The organism is Devosia sp., from assembly GCF_028290435.1.
Lineage (GTDB): Bacteria > Pseudomonadota > Alphaproteobacteria > Rhizobiales > Devosiaceae > Devosia.
Genome location: NZ_JAQGJV010000018.1, coordinates 67,475 through 84,830, shown reverse-complemented (window position 1 = coordinate 84,830; position 17,356 = coordinate 67,475). Strand labels below are relative to the sequence as shown.

Below are 17,356 nucleotides of genomic sequence, written 5' to 3'. Positions count from 1 at the left end.
ATCCTTGGACGTGGCTTGACGAAAACGAAGGTTGATCCGGCGCGCCCGGGAGGGTTACGCGCCGGATCAATGGGGTCAGGAGACCGTGTAGCCCTGGTCCGTGGCGTAGGCGACGACCTTGTCCTGCAGGCGATCGAAGGCATCGGCGAGGGTGCCGGTGCCGGCGATCGAAGCCGACATTTCGTCCTGCATCGTCTGGTTGACGAAATCCTGGAACGGGGCGAACTCGAAGCTCGGATCGACCTGGTTTTCGGACACCACAAACACCTCGTTGACCGCCTGGCCGCCGTAGAACGCGTTCGGCGCGCCCATCAGGGCCTTGTCGTCGATCAGGCTCTTGAGCACCGGGAACAGGAACTGCTTGGAGTTCCACAGTGCCGCCGCTTCCGGATCGCTGCCCATGAAGGTGGCGAACAGAGCCGCTTCTTCCGGGTGCGGCGTGGTGGTCATAGCCGCGAAGGTCGAGCCACCCCAGTTGGAGGTGACGGTGCCGCCCGCAGTCCATTGCGGCATCGGCGCGGCGCGCCATAGACCGACGCTCTTCTTCATCGAGTTCTGCATCAGCACCGGTGCCCAGGCCGCTGTAACCCAGGACGCATGCACGCCGTCATCGAGCGCGGCGAACCATTCGGTGGTCCACATCGGCTTGGTATCGACGGCCTTGGCATCGATCAGCTTCTGCCAATAGCCAGCCCATTTCTTGGCGATGTCGTCGTTGAGCTTGATCTGGATATCGGTGCCTTCGGTGTGGAACGGACGCCAGCCCGCCTGCCACAATACCGCCGCCACCCAGCCCGCATCGGAGACGCCGAAGTTGGACATGTAGGTGCCGGGTGCATCGGTCGCCAGCTTGAGGGACGCTTCCGAATAGGCATCCCAGGTGCCGGGGATTTCGATCTTGTTCTTCTCGAACACGTCATTGCGATAGAGCAGACCCATCGGGCCGCTATCCCACGGAATGCCATAAACCTTGTCGCCGTCGCTGACGGCCTTCCAGGTCCAGTCGATGAACTGGTCCTTGACCGGGTTGGCGGCGGCGCCCAGATCGGCGAGCACGCCCAGCTGCTTGAAGCTGGGGATGGAGTTGAATTCCATCTGCGCCAGATCGGGCAGGCCGGTGCCAGCCTGGATGGCGTTGCGCAGCTTGACGTAGTGCGGGCCACCCTGCCCGACATTCTCGACCTTGACCGATATGTTGGGGTATTTCTTGGTGAACATGTCGGCCTGCACCTGGGTATCGGGGGTCCAGGCCCAGAGCAGCAGTTCAACCTTGTCCTGCGCGACCGCCGCGAATGGCAGGCCGGCAACGGCCGTGGCCGCAAGACCAGCGCCGGCGGCCTGCATGAACTGCCGGCGATCGAGCGTCATGCGCTTACTATCTTTTTCCAATCTTTCCTCCTCAGGGGCGTCGGCCGGCGCAGTCTTCGAGGACTGCTATTGTTGCCATGGCCAAATGACGACACTGCCTAGGCCAACAGAGAAGCGCCTTAGTGTCAAAGGGGCAAATGCAGAAGCCGGTTGCTTTGTCCCATAGGCTGGACTCGCCACGGCAAATCTTCGTGTTCAATCCGCTGTCGGGCCGGTATCGCTCAATCAAGGCCAAAGGCCATGCGAGGAGCAGCGAGATATGAGCAAGCAGTGGAACGTGGGCGTCATCGGCTGCGGGCATATTTTCGACGCCTATGCGCGATTGGCAAAGATATTCGCGCCGATCAAGCTGGTGGCCTGCGCCGATATCGACATGGCGGCGGCGCAGCGCCGCGGCGCGGAATACGGGCTCGACGCGTTGAGCATGGAGGCGCTGCTGGCACGCCCGGATATCGACGCGGTGATCAACCTGACCAATCCCGCCAGCCACGCGGCGGTGACGGGGGCGATCCTGGCTGCAGGCAAGCACGCCTATTCGGAAAAGCCGCTGGCACTGAGCCTTGAGGATGCGAACGCTCTATTGGCGCAGGCCGACAAGGCAGGCCTATTGATCGGCTTCGCGCCGGACACTTTCCTCGGCGGCGCGCACCAGATGGCGCGGCGGCTGATCGACGAGGGCCGCATCGGCACGATCAAGAGCGGCAGTGCCCATTTCATGAATCACGGCATGGAGGATTGGCACCCCAATCCATCCCCGTACTATCAGGTTGGCGCCGGACCGGTGCTGGACATGGGCCCGTACTACATTTCGGCGCTGGTGAACCTGCTGGGGCCGGTCAAGCGCGTGGTCGCTTTGGCGTCCAAGTTCTTCGAACAGCGAGAGGTCACCGCTGCGGGACCGAACCAGGGGACCGTCGTGAAGGTCGGCACACCGACCACCAGCCAGGCGTTGCTGGAATTCGCTTCGGGCGCGCAAATCCATTTCTCCGTTAGCTACGACAATTGGGGCCATGGGCATTCCAATCCCATCGAGCTGCATGGCACCAAGGCGTCGCTGATGGTGCCCGATCCCAATTTCTTCGGCGGCCAATTGCAGATCATCGATGCCGATGGAAGTCACATTTCGAACGTCGAGGAGACCACCTTCGGGCGCCAGAACTGGACCTGGCCATCGGGCAACGTGGTCGGCAATTATCGCGGGCTCGGCCTGGTCGACCTGCTGGACGCAGCCGACAAGGGCCGCCAACCGCGGGCATCGGGGCTATTCGCCCGCCATGTGCTGGAAATCCTCTTGGGCATTATCCGTTCCGCCGATGAGGGCCGCTTCGTCGATATCACCAGTACGGTCCAGCGCCCTCCCCTGCTGGCCGAAGCCGATGCGGCGCCGTTCAAGGCCGCAAACGCCCCCCTCGCATTTGCCGGCTAAGGAGGCCAGCCATGTCGCGCTACGACGTTTCGTTCCAGATGTATTCCTCGCGCCTGTTCGCCGCAGAGGGGCAATTGGCCTACCTCGCCGAAGTCGGCTACGACGCGGTGGAACTGTTCCTGCCCAACTACGAGCACGATGCCGCCGGCTTCAAGCGACAGGCCGACGCGGTGGGCCTGAAGGTTTCGGGCATCCACATGCCCCTGACTGGTCTCGACAAGGAGCCCAAGCGGTTCTTTGACTATGCCCACATGCTGGGCACTACGACGCTGATCCCGCCCTATGTCCCACAGGCGGAGCGACGCCCGACCGCCGCGTTCTGGCAATCGGTGGGCGAAATCCTGCGCAGGGGCGCCGAGGGCGCCAAGGCCGAGGGACTGCGCGTCGAGTGGCACAACCATGACTTCGAATATGTGAAACTCGAGGACCGGACGCGACCGATCGACCACATTATGGAAGCGGCCGGCCCCGACGTGACACTAGAGCTCGATATCGGCTGGGTGGTGCGCGGCTGGGCCGATCCGGCGCAGGAATTGGTGAAATACGCCGATCGCATCACCACGATCCAGCTCAAGGACACAGCCCCGGCCGGGACTGCACTGGACGAGGGCTGGGTGCCCACCGGCGACGGCATCATCGACTGGAAGGCGCTCTATCCGCTCTTCGGGAACACGAAAGCCACGACCTTGGTGGTCGAGCACGATAACCCGTCTGACTGGAAAGTGCTGGCCAGGCGTTCGATAGATCATATTCGCGCCCTTATCGCCTGACCGACCCGCGGGGATCGCGCCGGCGCTGCGGGCACTTCAGTTCGGTCGCGGTTGCAATGCCGGCTGCGACCTGCGGGAAAACAGGCTCCAGGCGGCGGGACGGGCTGAGGGCGGGACGCGGGGCATGATGGCGATGTAGACCGGGGCGGACATGCCCGCATCGCTCGTGGGGAGGCAGCCCACCACGAAGGCGAAGGCCGTGGCGAGGAAGCCCACGCCACCCACGATCCAGACACCGCAACGCCGCCGGGAATACGGTAGGCGCGGGGTGTATCGGGCTGGGTATAGCGCAGGCGGATGACGGCGGCGAAGACCAGCATATAGGTGATGCGGAGCAGCAGTACCGTCATCGCCGACCAGTGCGAAATAGTCGTAGAAGATGCGGCCTACTGCGGTCTTGAGAAAGGCGGTGCCGCCGGTATGGCCCGGCGTGTGCCAGGAATATTCATGCACGTCGTTGCAGCGGATCAGATCGGCCAGCATGGAGGCACGATGGCCCTGATATAACGCTCCGTGGCCGCCCTGATGCGCCCGGCGACGAAAAGCGGCGTGTCCTCCAAGAGCCAGACGATTTCATCGACCTGCCGCATGACCTTGATGGGCACCGAGGCGCTCGAGCCGCGTTCGAGGAGCAGGAAAACTGGCCGTGATGTGGGCTCCGCACGTGTTGGTTGCTTCTCGCCGCCGGCATTTCGCGCCGGCGGCTTTGATGCAGCCTGGTGGATCAATCCACCCTGTCGAAGCTGCCGTCGAGATTGAACCAGCAATTGAAGAACGTGCTGCTGTCGTTGTCGTTATCGAACGAGCCTTGGGAGACGTATTGGTTACCGCTCCGGAACGCCATATTGGTGGTTATGTCCTGCGGGCGCACGCCGTATTCGGCGGAGGCCTCGCCGGCGCAGAAGCGTGGCATCTGGCTGGTCGATACGCCGTTCGCGGGCGGGCTGGATGGTATCGGCACGGGAAGCGGCGTCGGCCGGGGCGTGGGGCGCGGTGAGGCGCCGAAGGATTCGTGCAGGTAGCGGCCGGCGACCCAGCCGCGAGAGCCATTTGGCATGCGCACCTGGCACCAGCGCGTGCTGCCACTCATGGTGCAGCCGAAATTCTGCAGCACATCGCCGTTGCGAACGGTGCCGATAACGGCGTTGCCCGTGGAGGGGCCGGACCGCACGTTGAGCGTGTCGCCGCCCGCCAGGCCCTGAACCTGCCAATAGTCGGGGCCACCCTGCAGCCCGTCGGCAAAATCGGGCGCGGGCGGCGTCGGCCTGGGTGCAGCCGCCGCCGCCCCTTCGACATAGAGGCTGAGCTGGTAGCTGGCGGTTTCGTTGCGCCGGGCGGCGTTGCGCATCAGGTAGACGCTGACGACGTAATTGCCGCTCGAGGGGATGACCACGCTCGTGCTGTTGCCCGAAATCGAGCTATTGAACAGGGCCTGGGACGCGCCGGGCCCGGTGATGTTGAAGTAGTTGCTGGCATTGCTGGTATCGAGTTGCACGCTCATGCGCTGGCCGGCGGAAACGCCGATCCGATAGTTGACGCTCTGGTAGCCGCTCACGCTGCCATTGATGGTGGTCCCGGAGGCGCCGCGCGGAAAGCGGACGTCGACGCTGCGCGCATCCTGCGCCAAGGCTGCCCCGGGCAGCAGCACGATCATCGTGAAAATCAGGCGGAAAACGATTTTGATGGCATTCATCTCGTGTCTCGCTTCGATTGTTGGCCGGCCACTACAGGCAGCCCCTGTGCCGGGCATATCGCCACTATCCCCGCGCCGAGCGCCATGAGAATGCGATGTTCATTCCGTCCAACGACGGTTTAGGAGCCGAGCAATAATTTGGCACCTGGGATTGCGGGAGTCGAGGGGGCAGTTTTGCCTCCGACCGTTAAATGTTTATGGGAGAAGCGCTTTTTGTTGACGCCCCGCCAATGCGCTGAATAATTGGACCCAGGCAGACGGGTTGATGGTGCCGGCGCTTTCACGCTGACCATAGGGCTCGATGCCAAAACCGCTTCGGAGATCACCGTACAGGGCGACTAGCCAACAGGGTCAATCAGCCATCGGAGCCGGACATGGATTTTGCACACCTGCTGAAACTTATCGCCGCCCTGTCGGGGCATGCGGACACCACAGCGTTTGCGCAATTGCAGGCAGGCGGCGCCGATCCGGCCTATCCGGTGACCATCGAGCATTGCATGCAGCCCCTGGGCTATGAGGAAATCGAGGGCCGGACGGTCATTTGCGGCACGGTCAACGTCCCCGAAAACCACGACGCGCCCGACGGACGGCGGATTGAGCTGAAGTTTGCGGTGCTCAAGGCCAGTTCGAGCTACCCCGAACCCGATCCGCTCGTGCAGCTGCATGGCGGTCCCGGCGGGGGCCTCGTGGACCAGATTGCCGGCTATGCGCAGATTTTCGACCCCTGGCGCAAGACGCGCGACATCGTGCTGTTTGACCAGCGCGCTGCCGGGCTTTCGGGCAGTTCAGTGGCCTGCTACCAGGCGCTGGGCCGCGATGCACCCAGCATCCTGGCGCTGCCGGGCCAGAGCGACAGCAGCGACCAGGCGATGGCCGACTGCATCGGCGAACTGCAGGCGGCCGGCGTCGACCTGGCGGCCTACAACACCACCCAGAATGCCCTGGATGTCAGCAGCATCGTCAAGGCGCTGGGCTACCACAGCTACAATCTCTACGGCATTTCCTATGGCACCAAGCTGGCGCTCGAAGTCATGCGCTCCGCGCCCGAAGGCCTGCGCGCGGTCATCATCGATGGCGTGGTCCCGGCTCAGGTCAAGGACTATGACACCACCGCCGTGCCGGCCGACGAGGCCACTCATCTGGTGACCGAGCAATGCGCCGCCGATGCCGCCTGCAATGCGGCCTATCCCGACCTGGGCAGGATTACCCGCGAGCTGCTCGACAAGGCGGCCGCCGGCACCCTGATCCTCGGGGGCACTGCGGTGCCGCCCAGCGTCATCGTCAAACCGATCCTGGCGCGAAACGGCCAGCGCAACATGGGCAGCCTCACCCCCTATATCCCCGCCTATATCTACGAAATCTATCGCGGCACCCAGAACGCCTCGGCGGCCACCCCCACCATCGACATGCTGGACGCCAAGAACTTCACCCTGCCCGCCCCGGATGCCGCTGCGGTGACTGAAGCGGCATCCGTGCTGCCCGTCGACCAGCGCAAGCTGGTGGCCGACGCGCTCTCCGGCTTTGCCGCCGACATTGCCGCACGCACCAGCCTGCAGCAGGCGCTGTGGGACCTGTTCGCCGCCAACCGCGCCGATGCCTATGGGCCGATCGTACAATTGTTCGATGCCGAGCTCACCGGGGCCACCAAGGAGCTGGCCGCGGCCGACGGCAAGGACAAGGCGGTGGCGACGCTGACCGGCATGGTGGCCGACTATATCGGCCTGCAGAATGCCCAGCCGTCGCGCGAGGCGCTGCTGGGCTTCGTGGACAAGTACTTTACCGGCGCATCGCAAAGCCGGCTGCGGGCGCTGATCGAGGCGATGCGCGAGAGCGAGATCGAAGGATCGTTCCAGTTGATCGGCACCAGCGCACATGATGCCGAGGCCGATTTCCTGCTCGGCACCCACCTGGCACTTTACGCTTGCCAGGAAAGCATACCGTTCAACTCCCCAGCCGGCTTCGCGGCGGTGACGCCGACGCTGCATTTCCCGGGCCTGGCGGCCGTCTATCAATCGACCATCGACAGCTTCTTCGGCATCTGCGCCAAGGTACCGCCGCAGCCCCGGCAGGGATTCCACGATCCAGTGGTCAGCGACATTCCCACCCTTGCCATCGGCAGCGCGTGGGATGTGCAGACGGCTTCGAGCTGGGCCGCGCTGGCGGCTTCGACGCTGGCAAACGGCCAGTCGGTGCTCATTCCCGAGGCGGGGCACGGAGCCGTGCTCTACCAACCCTGCGTGGCGGACATGGGCGTGGCCTTCATCAACAATCCGATGCGCCGGATCGACGACAGTTGCGCCAGGAGCCTGACCCCTACGTTCTACATCGCGCCCTGGGTGGGCCAGGCGGCCGCCAAGCCGTGAACGCGATGAAGCCCTAAACGCCGACCAGGACGGCCTGGATTGCGGGCGCCACGAGGCGGATCACACTCTCCCTATCCGTGCCGACAAGCACGGGCACTTTGACAATGCCGCGTCCGACCACAATGCCGATCAGCATCGCCGCCGCAAACCCTGCCCGTGCGGCGGCATCGTGGCCATCTGGCAGCTTCGGGCTGAGCTGTTCCAACAGGCGTGTCTGGATGAACTCCCTCAGTGTGGCCGCACCCTGATCGTTGGAAATGGCGGCCCGCAACATTGCCAGCAGCGGCTCCGAGACCTGCGACTCGCCCTCCCAAAGATCGAGGAACGCATTGGTGACACGCTCACCAAGGGTGGGCGGCGGCCCGTCAAAGGCTTGCGACAAGTGTGTGAGCGCCGTCGGCGAAAGCGACATGGCGGCGGCAAAAAGGGCGTCCTTGGATCCATAGAACTGAATAACGAGGGACGCATCGACGCCCGCATCGGCTGCGATCTTGCGGATCGTCGCCGCGGCATAGCCGTCTTGCGAGAACCGGGACCGGGCCGCCTCGAGCACCGCCTGGCGCGTCACACTTGATCCGGGTCGCCGGCCACCCCGACGGGGTGCGGCGGCAACGTTTTTTACATCTTTGGACATGCTGCGTTCTTACATTAGAAACCTTTTCTCAACAAGTGGTGAGTTTTTAACTCATCGGGTGTTGAGTTATTGGATGGGCAGGCATATATCTGCCTTCAGACGCCGGCCGCGACGTCCGTTGCCATGAAAGGAACCACCGATGAAGACCGAACCCATTTTCGTCCCAGCCTTTGAAAAGAGCGAGAAATCGGATGGCCTGTTTGTCCCCTTCGAGCCCGGTACGCGCGTCTTGCCCGCCGGATGGCAGGCTAAGCCGCAGTTCAAGGCCATTCCCGTCGACATCGTTTTCGAGAAGGACGTGGCGGTCACCATGCGTGACGGCAAGACGATCTATGTCGACGTGCTGCGCCCTGTGGGGGCCGAGAAGGTGCCGGTCATCGTCGCCTGGAGCCCCTATGGCAAGGCGGCCGGAACCGGCACCTTCACGCCGGCACTGTTCGCCTCGCTCGGCATGAAGCCCGGCCAGTTGTCCGGTCTCGAAAAATTCGAAGGTCCCGATCCCGCATATTGGGTCGCCCAGGGCTATGCGGTGTGCAATCCGGACAGCCGCGGCATCGACCAGTCCGAGGGCGACATCGCCGTGCTGGGACACCAGGAGGGCGAAGACTGCCACGACCTGATCGAATGGCTCGCCGTGCAGGATTGGTGCAATGGCAAGGTCGGCATGACCGGAACCTCGTACCTGGCGGCTGCGCAGTGGTACACCGCAGCCGAGCAGCCGCCGCACCTGGCGGCGATCAATCCGGTGGAAGGCTTCAACGATATCTATCGTCACCTCGTACAGCGCGGCGGCATGCCCGACCATGCCTTCTTCCGTGTGCTCGAAACCAATTATGCCGGCAAGAACCGGCGCGAGGACGCGATTGCCGAAGCCGTGCGCTATCCACTGGTGAACGATCTTTGGGACAGCAAGGTCGCGCAGCTCGAAAAGATCAACGTCCCCGCCTATATCGTTGCCAGCTACAGCAACACGCTGCATACGCCGGGCACGTTCCGGGGCTGGCGGTCGATCGCCTCCGCCGAAAGGTGGCTGCGCATTCACAACAGCATGGAATGGCCCGACTATTACGACGACACGAACCGCGAAGACCTGCGCCGGTTCTTCGATCGTTTCCTCAAGGGCCAGAACAACGGCTGGGACGAGACGCCCCGCGTGCGCTATTCGGTGCTCGATCTCAAGGGCGGCGATCGCGTCAACCTGCCTGCTGCCGACTTCCCGCCCCAGGGTGTGGTCGACACCAAGTTCTACCTCGACGGCCGCATGCGGGCGCTACAGACCGAAACCCCGGCTTCGCCTTCTACCGCAGCCTATAACGCCGAGACCTATCCGGGCCTCGCCTCGTTCACGATCCGGTTCGACAAGGAAACCGAACTGGTGGGCTATCCCAAGCTTAGCCTGTTTGTCGAAGCCAAGGGGACCGACGACATGGACCTGTTCTTCGTCGTGCAGAAACTCGATGCCGGCGGCAATCCGCTCTGGGCCTTCACCATTCCCAATCAGGGGTCGATGATGATGGACCTGACCGATCGCGGGGCATCGATCATGCGGTACAAGGGGCCCAACGGCCGGGTTCGGGTGTCGCTGCGGCACCTGGATGAAACCCAGTCCACCGACGCGGTGCCGGTGCAGAGCTTTGCCCGGTCCGAGAAGCTGGCGGCCGGGCAGATCGTGGAAGTCGAGGTCGCGCTCAGCCCGCTCGGACTGGTTGTCTATCCTGGCGAGCAATTGCGGCTGGTCGTCAGTGCGACGGAGACGCTGGGCGCCATGATGCCTGGCCAGGCCGAGTATCAGCCCGGCAACAAGGGACAGCATGTCATCCACACCGGTGGCGAGCACGCGTCCTACCTGCGGCTTCCCATCAAGACCGCTTGATGGTCGATGCGGGCGCTCTACCGGCGCCCGCATCCGGATCGGCGGTCACTTGCTCTGTTGCGGCAGGTTGGCCAGCAGCGATTGCCAGGCGGCAACGATATGCTCGCTCAGCAAGCGGGCGGCCAATTCGCCGTCCCCGGCCTTGCAGGCCGCCAGAATGGCGCGATGTTCGCTATCGGCGGTTTTTTCGCCGTGCGAGAGGGTGAGCTGCAACCTGATATAGCGCTCGATCCGGTCGTTGACCGAACGAATCAGGTTCATCAGGTAGGCGCGGTTGGCGTCCTGATAGAGCGTGGAGTGAAAACTCCAGTTCAACTCGGCCCAGCGGCCGACATTGGATTCAGCCTGGAATTCGTCGCAGATCGCCTCGGCCCGTGAAAACGTGGCCTCGGTCATGTGGGGCACGGCCAGGCGAATGGCGTTGGACTCCAGCATGGCGCGAATTTCGAAAATCTGCGCCAGCTCGGTGTCGCTCATGCTGGTGACCACGGCGCCCTTGTTGCGCTGGAACAGCACGAGGCCCTCCGCCTCAAGACGCTTGAGCGCTTCGCGGACCGGAATTTTCGAGACGTTGAACAGCTTGGCGACATCGTCCTGCCGGATCGGATCATTCTCCTCCAGCACGCCCGAAACGATCGCATCACGCAAGTGATTGGCGATAACGTCGGACGTGGTCGGCGCGGCTCCCAGATCGGGGGTTTCCAAGCCCTGTAGAGGCACGGTCAATACTCCAAAACAATTTCAGGCTGCGGTGCAGCAATACTGGGTTAGCCCGAGAGTCGGCAGCTCTAAAACACGACCGCTGCGCGAGTTTTTGTCGCCCTCGTGCTCAGGCACCGGCCGACCAGTTCCATGGGGCTCACACATCCCACATTCATTCCTGTCGACAAATTGCGCACAATGTGCGGCAGAGGGCTTGACGGCGTTAAGAGATGGTATACGTTTCTCTTCGGTTTAGGATATCGTATACGAAAAGTCGAGTGTCGTGCTCGGCTCAACGATAAGGGGACACTATGAAACTCTTGCTGACCGCCGCCGTGGCGCTTGCCTCGCTAACGACCGCTCTGCCTGCATTTGCGGACAAGCTGGACGACATTATCGCCTCCGGCACCCTGCGCTGCGCGGTGGTGCTGGACTTCCCGCCGATGGGTTCGCGCGACGCCAACAACAACCCGATCGGCTTTGACGTCGATACCTGCAACGACCTCGCCAAGGTGCTCGGCGTAACCGCCGAAATCGTCGAAACGCCGTTCCCCGACCGTATCCCTGCGCTGGTTTCCGGCCGCGTGGATGTGGGTGTCGCCTCGACATCGGACACCCTGGAACGAGCCAAGACCGTCGGCTTCTCGATCCCCTACTTTGCCTTCGAAATGGTGGTCCTGACCAAGGACGGCCTGGGCATCGCCGATTATGACAGCCTCAAGGGCAAGAAGGTCGGCTCGACCTCGGGCACCTATGAGGCCATCGCGCTCGAAAAGAGCGTCAACGAATGGGCCGATCCGGCCGGCTCGTTCCGCTCCTACCAGACCCAGGCCGACGTGATGCTCGCTCTGTCGCAAGGCCAGATCGACGCCACCGTGGTGACCTCCACCGTCGCCGGCTCGACCATCGCCACCGGCAATTTCCCGGGCTTCGTCATGGGCGGCAAGGCACCCTACGAGATCGATTATGTCGGCCTGATCGCGCTGCGCGAAGAACAGGGCCTGCTCAACTATCTCAACCTGTTCGTCAACCAGCAGATCCGCACCGGCCGCTATGCCGAGCTCTACAAGAAGTGGGTTGGCGATGGCGAAGCGCCGAACCTGACCGTGCCGGGCGTGTACTACTGATCTGAGCCTGGGGGCGTCCTTCGGGACGCTCCCTTCTCCATCAGGCAAACCTTTAAGCCGCTGCATCCTGATATCGCCTCGATCCACGGAACGCGCCCTTAATGTTCAACTATACCTTCCATTGGCGCCCTGCCTTCCAGGCCCTGCCGCATATGCTGAGCGGCGCAGTGGTGACGCTGCAGATCGCCATCCTGTCGATGATCATCGGGGTTGCCATCGGCGTGCTGCTGGCATTGATGAGCGGCTCGGGCAACAAGATCTTCCGCGGCATTGCCAGCACCTGGATCGAGATTGCCCGCAACACGCCGGCGCTGTTCCAGATTTACATGGCCTATTTCGGCCTCGGCCAGTTCGGCATCCACCTCGATAGTTTTGTGGCGCTGCTGGCCGGTATCGCCTTCAACAATGCCGGCTATCTGGCCGAGACCTTCCGTGGTGGCCTGCGCGTCGTGCCGGCGACCCAGGTGCGCGCCGCGCGCTCGCTGGGCTTGGGTTCGGTCAGTGCGTTCCGGCTGATCGTGCTGCCGCAAATGTTCCGCGCCGTGTTCTACCCGATGACCAACCAGATGGTCTGGGCCATCCTGATGACCTCGCTGGGTGTCGTCGTGGGGCTCAATACCGACCTGACCGGCGTGACGCAGGAGCTCAACGTCAAGACCTTCCGGACCTTCGAATATTTCGCCCTCGCCGCGGTGCTGTACTACCTCATCGCCAAAGCCGTCACTCTGGGCGCGCGGGCCTTTGCCTACCGCCTGTTCCGGTATTGAGGGGCGGATCATGTTTCACACCAGTCTCAGCCTCAACGATCTCGGTTTCCTGGCGCAGGGCGCGGGCGTCACGCTGCTCATCACCTTCTGGGCCATGCTGGGGGGCACCATCCTGGGCATCGTTTTCGGCGTGTTCCGCGCTACGACGCCCTGGTGGGCTACGGCGCCGCTGGCCTTCGTGCTCGATATCTTCCGCTCGGTGCCACTGCTGATCCAGCTGGTGCTGGTCAATGCCTTCCAGGCTATCGCCGGCCTCAATGTCAGCGCCTTCATGGTCTCCTGCGTCGTGCTGGCGCTCTATACCTCGGCCTATTGCTCGGAGCTGGTGCGGGGCGGCATCGCGGCGGTGCCGCTGACCACAAGGCGCGCGGCGCGATCGCTCGGCCTGACCTGGTGGCAGGACATGACCCAGATCGTCTACCCGATCGCGCTGCGCATCATGTTGCCCAGTTGGATCGGCCTGACGCTGGGGGTGATGAAGGATACGGCGCTGGTATCCTGGCTCGGCATTATCGAGCTGCTGCGCACCTCGCAGATCATCGTCACCCGCATTCAGGAGCCGCTGTTCGTGCTCACCGTCGCCGGACTCATCTACTTCATCATCAGCTTCCCGATCTCGCGCCTGGGCGCGCGGCTGGAAAGAAAATGGCGCGAAAATGATTGAGATCGAGAACGTTCAAAAATCCTACAACGAGCTCAAGGTGCTCGACGATGTGAGCCTAACCGTCCAGACGGGCGAAGTCGTCTCCATCATCGGCGGCTCGGGATCGGGCAAATCGACGCTGTTGATGTGCATCAATGGGCTTGAGGCCATCCAGGGCGGCAAGATCACGGTCGACGGCGTCGAGGTGCACGCCAAGGGCACCAATATCAACAAGTTGCGCACCAATATCGGCATCGTGTTCCAGCAATGGAATGCGTTTCCCCACCTGACGGTGCTGGAAAACGTGACGCTGGCACCCCGCAAGGTTTTGGGGAAATCCAAGGCCGAGGCCGAAGCCATCGGGCGCAAACAGCTCGAACATGTGGGGCTGGGCGACAAGCTGAACGTCTATCCGGGCAAGCTGTCGGGCGGCCAGCAGCAGCGCATGGCCATCGCGCGGGCGCTCGCCATGAGCCCCAAATACATGCTGTTCGACGAGGTGACCTCGGCGCTGGATCCGCAATTGGTGGGCGAAGTGCTCGACACCATGCGGCTCCTCGCCAAGGAGGGCATGACCATGATCCTCGTCACCCACGAAATGGCGTTTGCCCGCGAAGTGTCCGATCGCGTCGCCTTCTTCAAGGCCGGCAAGATGCACGAGATCGGCACGCCCGATCAGATTTTCGGCAATCCGCAGCGCCCGGAAACTGCGCAGTTCCTCGCCTCCGTCCTTTAGGCGACCTTCCTTCTCTCAGGCTTGAAGAGACTCAAATGAAAATCACCGCGATTACCGCCTGGCAGGTCGACCTGCCGCTCAAGGAGGGCCGCTATAGCTGGTCGGGCGGCAATTACATGGAGGTGTTCGACACCACCGTGGTCGCCGTGGAAACCGATGCGGGCATCACCGGCTATGCCGAATGCTGCCCGCTGGGATCGGCCTACCTGCCGAGCTACGCGCTGGGCGTACGCGCCGGGCTGGGCGAAATCGGCCCCAAGCTCATCGGCATGGACCCGACCGACCTTGGCCCGCTGAACCGGCATATGGACGCGGTGTTGCGCGGGCATCCCTATGTGAAGGCGCCGATCGACATTGCCTGCTGGGACATTCTGGGCAAGGTTGCGGGCCTGCCGGTCTACAAACTGCTGGGCGGGTTGGAGCAACGGGACATTGCGCTCTATCGCGCCATCTCGCAGGAAGACCCTGAGATCATGGCCCGCAAGATCGATGGCTATCGGGCCGAGGGCTATACCAAATTCCAGCTCAAAGTCGGCGGCAATGCCAATGACGATATCGAGCGGATCCGCGCCTGCCGGAATATCCTCAAGCCCACCGATATTCTCGTGTGCGATGCCAATACCGGCTGGACCATGGCCGATGCAGCGCGGGTGGTGAACGCGGTGCGTGATCTCGACGTCTATATAGAGCAGCCCTGCATGAGCTACGAGGAAAGCCTCTCCATCCGCCGCCGCACCACCCTGCCCTTCGTGCTGGATGAGGTGATCGGTGGTGCGGATAGCTTGCTCAAGGCCATTGCCGAAGACGCGATGGATGCGATCAACCTCAAGATTTCCAAGGTTGGCGGGCTGACCAAGGCCAAGCTGATGCGCGATCTGTGCGTGGCCTCGGGCATTCCCATGACCATCGAGGACACCTGGGGCGGCGATATCGTTACCGCCACGATTGCACACCTGGCCGCCTCGACGCCGGAGAAATTCTATCTCTCGGCCACCGATTTCAATTCCTACGGCACCGTCTCAATCGCCGAAGGCGCGCCGCAGCGCGTCAATGGCAACATGTCCGCGTCGAACGAGCCCGGCCTTGGCATCACCCCCAGGTTCGACGTTCTGGGCGAGCCCGTCATGATTATCGGAAACCCCGCCTGATGCGTACCAGCAAGATCATTCAGACCATTTCCTGCCATGCCGAGGGCGAGGTGGGCGACGTCATCACCGGCGGCGTGGCTCCACCGCCCGGCGACACCATCTGGGAGCAGCGCACCTTCATCGCCAACGACGAGACCCTGCGCAACTTCATGCTGCAGGAGCCGCGCGGCGGCGTGTTTCGGCACGTCAACCTCCTGGTGCCGCCCAAAAACCCGAAGGCCCAGATGGGCTGGATCATCATGGAGCCGCAGGATACCCCGCCGATGTCGGGCTCCAATTCGATGTGCGTGGCCACCGTCCTGCTCGATGCCGGCATCATTCCGATGACCGAGCCGGAAACCCGGATGGTGCTGGAAGCGCCGGGCGGGCTGATCGAGGTGGTCGCCCAATGCCGCAATGGCAAGGCGGAGCGGGTCGCGATCAAGAACCATCCCTCGTTCGCCGACAAGCTCGACGCTGTTCTTGAGGTCGAGGGGATCGGCACGCTGACCGTCGATACCGCTTATGGCGGGGACAGCTTCGTCATCGTCGACAGCCATGCGCTTGGCTTTGCCATCACGCCCGATGAGGCACGCGACATCGCGCTGACGGGGATGAAAATCACCAAGGCGGCCAATGAGCAGCTTGGCTTCAACCATCCGACCAATGCCGACTGGAACCACTTCTCGTTCTGCCAGGTGGCGGCGCCGGTGACACGCGACGAGAATGGCGTGCTGACCGCCGCCAATGCGGTGGCGATCCGCCCCGGCAAGATCGACCGCTCGCCCTGCGGCACCGGCTGTTCGGCGCGCATGGCGGTGCTGCATGCCAAGGGCCAGCTCAAAGTGGGTGAGGCCTTTATCGGGCGCTCGATCATCGGCTCGCGCTTCGATTGCCGCATCGATAGCGAGATCATGCTCGGTGATCGCAAGGCGATCGTGCCGATCATCGCGGGCAGCGCCTGGATCACCGGCACGCACCAGCACATGCTGGACCCCATGGACCCCTATCCCACAGGCTATCGCCTGTCGGACACCTGGCCCATGGAGGGGCGCTTCTGAGCGGCGTTAGCCGCTCAGTTCATCAGATCAAACGCGTCGCCCCAAGTGTCCGAGACTGAATAGCCGAGCTGATAAGGATCGGTCGGGTCGACGCCGATCTGGTGGATGCCGTGGATCCAGCCGCGTCCTGAAATGATCGGTTGCACGGCGGGCCGGCCGGCGACTGTGGTGTCGCTGGCATAAGTGACCTCGAACGTGGAATCGATGATCGAGCGCGCGGTGAAGCGATCGCCGGGCTTGGCAAGACCACGCGCCGCCGCCACAGCGAGGCGCGCCGAATTGCCCGTGCCGCATGGTGAGCGATCGATGCGGCCCGGTGGCATGATGGTGGCGCCCTTAAGTTCGCCCGCCGCGTTGTGGCTGACAAACATCGTATAGGAAATGCCCTTGATCGCCTCGATCTCAGGATGGGCGATGGTCAGTTGCGCATTGACGGCGCGATGAATGGCGCTGCCGGCCTCGACGAGCTTCTTGGCCTGGTCGGGGCGGATTTCGAGGCCGAGCTGCGCCGGGTCGATCAGCGCATAGAAAATGCCCCCATAGGCGATATCGACCTTGACCTTGCCATAGCCTTCCACGTCCACCACCGCATCGAGCTGGTCGGCATAGGACGGGTTCATGGTCAGCGTCACGCGCTCGCACTTGCCGTTGCGACAGGTGGCGCGCGCCGTTACGAGGCCAGAAGCGGTCTCGATCCGCACGATGGTTTCCGGCTCCACCATCGGCAACATCCCGGTCTCCAGCAGCACCGTGGTCAGGCAGATGCTGTTGGACCCGGACATGGCATGGGCCTTGTCGCCCTGCAGGATGATGAAGGCGATATCGGCGTCGGGGCGAGTGGGCGGAAAGATAAGGCACGTGCTCATCTGCGCCGAGGCGCGGGGCTCGAATACGAGGAAGCGGCGCAGGCTGTCATCGACCTCGTTGAGATGACGCAGCTTGTCCGCAATGGTCGCGCCCGGCACGTCGATGACGCCGCCGGTGACGATGCGCCCCACTTCGCCCTCGGCATGCGCTTCGACAAGGGTAACCGTTTTTGACCAGCGCATGCGCCTGTCCTTTCCGA

The 17,356-nt window shown here is 63.1% G+C and carries 17 protein-coding genes; 10 read left to right on the top strand and 7 right to left on the bottom strand.

Going from position 1 to position 17,356, the window contains the following annotated elements:
• Window positions 1–75 precede the first annotated feature (75 nt).
• Window positions 76–1,389 carry an extracellular solute-binding protein gene (locus tag JWP26_RS05390; protein WP_299724461.1) on the bottom strand — a complete coding sequence of 438 codons (1,314 nt, stop codon included), beginning with the start codon at window positions 1,387–1,389 and terminating at the stop codon, window positions 76–78.
• A 238-nt stretch (window positions 1,390–1,627) separates the two neighbouring features.
• On the opposite strand from JWP26_RS05390, the gene JWP26_RS05385 reads away from it, so the two are divergent.
• Window positions 1,628–2,794 carry a Gfo/Idh/MocA family oxidoreductase gene (locus JWP26_RS05385; protein ID WP_299724459.1) on the top strand — a complete coding sequence of 389 codons (1,167 nt, stop codon included), beginning with the start codon at window positions 1,628–1,630 and terminating at the stop codon, window positions 2,792–2,794.
• A gap of 11 nt (window positions 2,795–2,805) precedes the next feature.
• Window positions 2,806–3,564, top strand: a complete 759-nt coding sequence (locus tag JWP26_RS05380; RefSeq protein ID WP_299724457.1) for a sugar phosphate isomerase/epimerase — start codon at window positions 2,806–2,808, stop codon at window positions 3,562–3,564.
• Between the two features lie 36 nt (window positions 3,565–3,600).
• On the opposite strand, the gene JWP26_RS05375 is transcribed toward JWP26_RS05380, so the two are convergent.
• Genes JWP26_RS05375 through JWP26_RS05370 form a run of 3 tightly spaced genes read right to left on the bottom strand, consistent with a single transcriptional unit; the run spans window position 3,601 to window position 5,257 of the window.
• Window positions 3,601–4,047: a hypothetical protein gene (locus JWP26_RS05375; protein ID WP_299724455.1), complete on the bottom strand. Its 447-nt coding sequence runs from the start codon at window positions 4,045–4,047 to the stop codon at window positions 3,601–3,603.
• Window positions 4,032–4,292 carry an Orn/Lys/Arg decarboxylase N-terminal domain-containing protein gene (locus JWP26_RS22400; RefSeq protein ID WP_367184074.1) on the bottom strand — a complete coding sequence of 87 codons (261 nt, stop codon included), beginning with the start codon at window positions 4,290–4,292 and terminating at the stop codon, window positions 4,032–4,034. The genes JWP26_RS05375 and JWP26_RS22400 overlap by 16 nt, the downstream gene beginning before the upstream one ends.
• Window positions 4,289–5,257 carry an SH3 domain-containing protein gene (locus JWP26_RS05370; RefSeq protein WP_299724453.1) on the bottom strand — a complete coding sequence of 323 codons (969 nt, stop codon included), beginning with the start codon at window positions 5,255–5,257 and terminating at the stop codon, window positions 4,289–4,291. Before JWP26_RS05370 ends, JWP26_RS22400 begins: the two co-directional genes overlap by 4 nt.
• A 374-nt stretch (window positions 5,258–5,631) precedes the next feature.
• Here JWP26_RS05370 and JWP26_RS05365 point away from each other — a divergent pair, with 374 nt between their 5' ends.
• Window positions 5,632–7,620 carry an alpha/beta hydrolase gene (locus tag JWP26_RS05365; RefSeq protein WP_299724451.1) on the top strand — a complete coding sequence of 663 codons (1,989 nt, stop codon included), beginning with the start codon at window positions 5,632–5,634 and terminating at the stop codon, window positions 7,618–7,620.
• A 13-nt stretch (window positions 7,621–7,633) separates the two neighbouring features.
• Here the strand turns inward: JWP26_RS05365 and JWP26_RS05360 are convergent, their stop codons facing one another.
• The gene (locus JWP26_RS05360; RefSeq protein WP_299724449.1) at window positions 7,634–8,254 is read right to left on the bottom strand and encodes a TetR family transcriptional regulator; all 621 of its coding nucleotides are present in this window, start codon (window positions 8,252–8,254) and stop codon (window positions 7,634–7,636) included.
• Window positions 8,255–8,393: 139 nt separating this feature from the next.
• On the opposite strand from JWP26_RS05360, the gene JWP26_RS05355 reads away from it, so the two are divergent.
• On the top strand, window positions 8,394–10,127 hold the full coding sequence (locus JWP26_RS05355) for a CocE/NonD family hydrolase (RefSeq protein ID WP_299724447.1): 1,734 nt from the start codon (window positions 8,394–8,396) through the stop codon (window positions 10,125–10,127).
• A 45-nt stretch (window positions 10,128–10,172) separates the two neighbouring features.
• Here JWP26_RS05355 and JWP26_RS05350 read toward each other — a convergent pair whose 3' ends face one another.
• Window positions 10,173–10,847: a GntR family transcriptional regulator gene (locus JWP26_RS05350; protein WP_299724445.1), complete on the bottom strand. Its 675-nt coding sequence runs from the start codon at window positions 10,845–10,847 to the stop codon at window positions 10,173–10,175.
• A 293-nt stretch (window positions 10,848–11,140) separates the two neighbouring features.
• On the opposite strand from JWP26_RS05350, the gene JWP26_RS05345 reads away from it, so the two are divergent.
• The 6 genes from JWP26_RS05345 to JWP26_RS05320 all read left to right on the top strand — a co-directional run bounded on the left by JWP26_RS05345 (window position 11,141) and on the right by JWP26_RS05320 (window position 16,290).
• A complete protein-coding gene (locus JWP26_RS05345) occupies window positions 11,141–11,956 on the top strand; it encodes a transporter substrate-binding domain-containing protein (protein ID WP_299724443.1) in 816 nt (271 codons plus the stop codon).
• 101 nt (window positions 11,957–12,057) lie between these two features.
• Window positions 12,058–12,723 carry an amino acid ABC transporter permease gene (locus JWP26_RS05340; protein WP_299724441.1) on the top strand — a complete coding sequence of 222 codons (666 nt, stop codon included), beginning with the start codon at window positions 12,058–12,060 and terminating at the stop codon, window positions 12,721–12,723.
• Between the two features lie 10 nt (window positions 12,724–12,733).
• A complete protein-coding gene (locus JWP26_RS05335) occupies window positions 12,734–13,387 on the top strand; it encodes an amino acid ABC transporter permease (protein WP_299724439.1) in 654 nt (217 codons plus the stop codon).
• Entirely contained in the window at window positions 13,380–14,102 is a 723-nt protein-coding gene (locus JWP26_RS05330; protein WP_299724437.1) for an amino acid ABC transporter ATP-binding protein, read from the top strand. The genes JWP26_RS05335 and JWP26_RS05330 overlap by 8 nt, the downstream gene beginning before the upstream one ends.
• A 35-nt stretch (window positions 14,103–14,137) precedes the next feature.
• Window positions 14,138–15,250 carry a cis-3-hydroxy-L-proline dehydratase gene (locus tag JWP26_RS05325; RefSeq protein WP_299724435.1) on the top strand — a complete coding sequence of 371 codons (1,113 nt, stop codon included), beginning with the start codon at window positions 14,138–14,140 and terminating at the stop codon, window positions 15,248–15,250.
• Complete coding sequence (locus JWP26_RS05320) at window positions 15,250–16,290, top strand: proline racemase family protein (RefSeq protein WP_299724433.1); 1,041 nt, start codon at window positions 15,250–15,252, stop codon at window positions 16,288–16,290. The genes JWP26_RS05325 and JWP26_RS05320 overlap by 1 nt, the downstream gene beginning before the upstream one ends.
• Before the next feature lie 14 nt (window positions 16,291–16,304).
• On the opposite strand, the gene JWP26_RS05315 is transcribed toward JWP26_RS05320, so the two are convergent.
• The gene (locus JWP26_RS05315; protein WP_299724431.1) at window positions 16,305–17,339 is read right to left on the bottom strand and encodes a proline racemase family protein; all 1,035 of its coding nucleotides are present in this window, start codon (window positions 17,337–17,339) and stop codon (window positions 16,305–16,307) included.
• Between the last annotated feature and the right edge of the window lie 17 nt (window positions 17,340–17,356).

What these genes read in the sequence shown, in the direction of transcription:
- JWP26_RS05370 (WP_299724453.1), bottom strand. Translation starts at nt 5,257, where the DNA reads ATGAATGCCATCAAAATCGTTTTCCGCCTGATTTTCACGATGATCGTG.
- JWP26_RS05385 (WP_299724459.1), top strand. Translation starts at nt 1,628, where the DNA reads ATGAGCAAGCAGTGGAACGTGGGCGTCATCGGCTGCGGGCATATTTTC.
- JWP26_RS05380 (WP_299724457.1), top strand. Translation starts at nt 2,806, where the DNA reads ATGTCGCGCTACGACGTTTCGTTCCAGATGTATTCCTCGCGCCTGTTC.
- JWP26_RS05330 (WP_299724437.1), top strand. Translation starts at nt 13,380, where the DNA reads ATGATTGAGATCGAGAACGTTCAAAAATCCTACAACGAGCTCAAGGTG.
- JWP26_RS05365 (WP_299724451.1), top strand. Translation starts at nt 5,632, where the DNA reads ATGGATTTTGCACACCTGCTGAAACTTATCGCCGCCCTGTCGGGGCAT.
- JWP26_RS05355 (WP_299724447.1), top strand. Translation starts at nt 8,394, where the DNA reads ATGAAGACCGAACCCATTTTCGTCCCAGCCTTTGAAAAGAGCGAGAAA.
- JWP26_RS05375 (WP_299724455.1), bottom strand. Translation starts at nt 4,047, where the DNA reads ATGCTGGCCGATCTGATCCGCTGCAACGACGTGCATGAATATTCCTGG.
- JWP26_RS05335 (WP_299724439.1), top strand. Translation starts at nt 12,734, where the DNA reads ATGTTTCACACCAGTCTCAGCCTCAACGATCTCGGTTTCCTGGCGCAG.
- JWP26_RS05325 (WP_299724435.1), top strand. Translation starts at nt 14,138, where the DNA reads ATGAAAATCACCGCGATTACCGCCTGGCAGGTCGACCTGCCGCTCAAG.
- JWP26_RS05320 (WP_299724433.1), top strand. Translation starts at nt 15,250, where the DNA reads ATGCGTACCAGCAAGATCATTCAGACCATTTCCTGCCATGCCGAGGGC.
- JWP26_RS05360 (WP_299724449.1), bottom strand. Translation starts at nt 8,254, where the DNA reads ATGTCCAAAGATGTAAAAAACGTTGCCGCCGCACCCCGTCGGGGTGGC.
- JWP26_RS05315 (WP_299724431.1), bottom strand. Translation starts at nt 17,339, where the DNA reads ATGCGCTGGTCAAAAACGGTTACCCTTGTCGAAGCGCATGCCGAGGGC.
- JWP26_RS05345 (WP_299724443.1), top strand. Translation starts at nt 11,141, where the DNA reads ATGAAACTCTTGCTGACCGCCGCCGTGGCGCTTGCCTCGCTAACGACC.
- JWP26_RS05340 (WP_299724441.1), top strand. Translation starts at nt 12,058, where the DNA reads ATGTTCAACTATACCTTCCATTGGCGCCCTGCCTTCCAGGCCCTGCCG.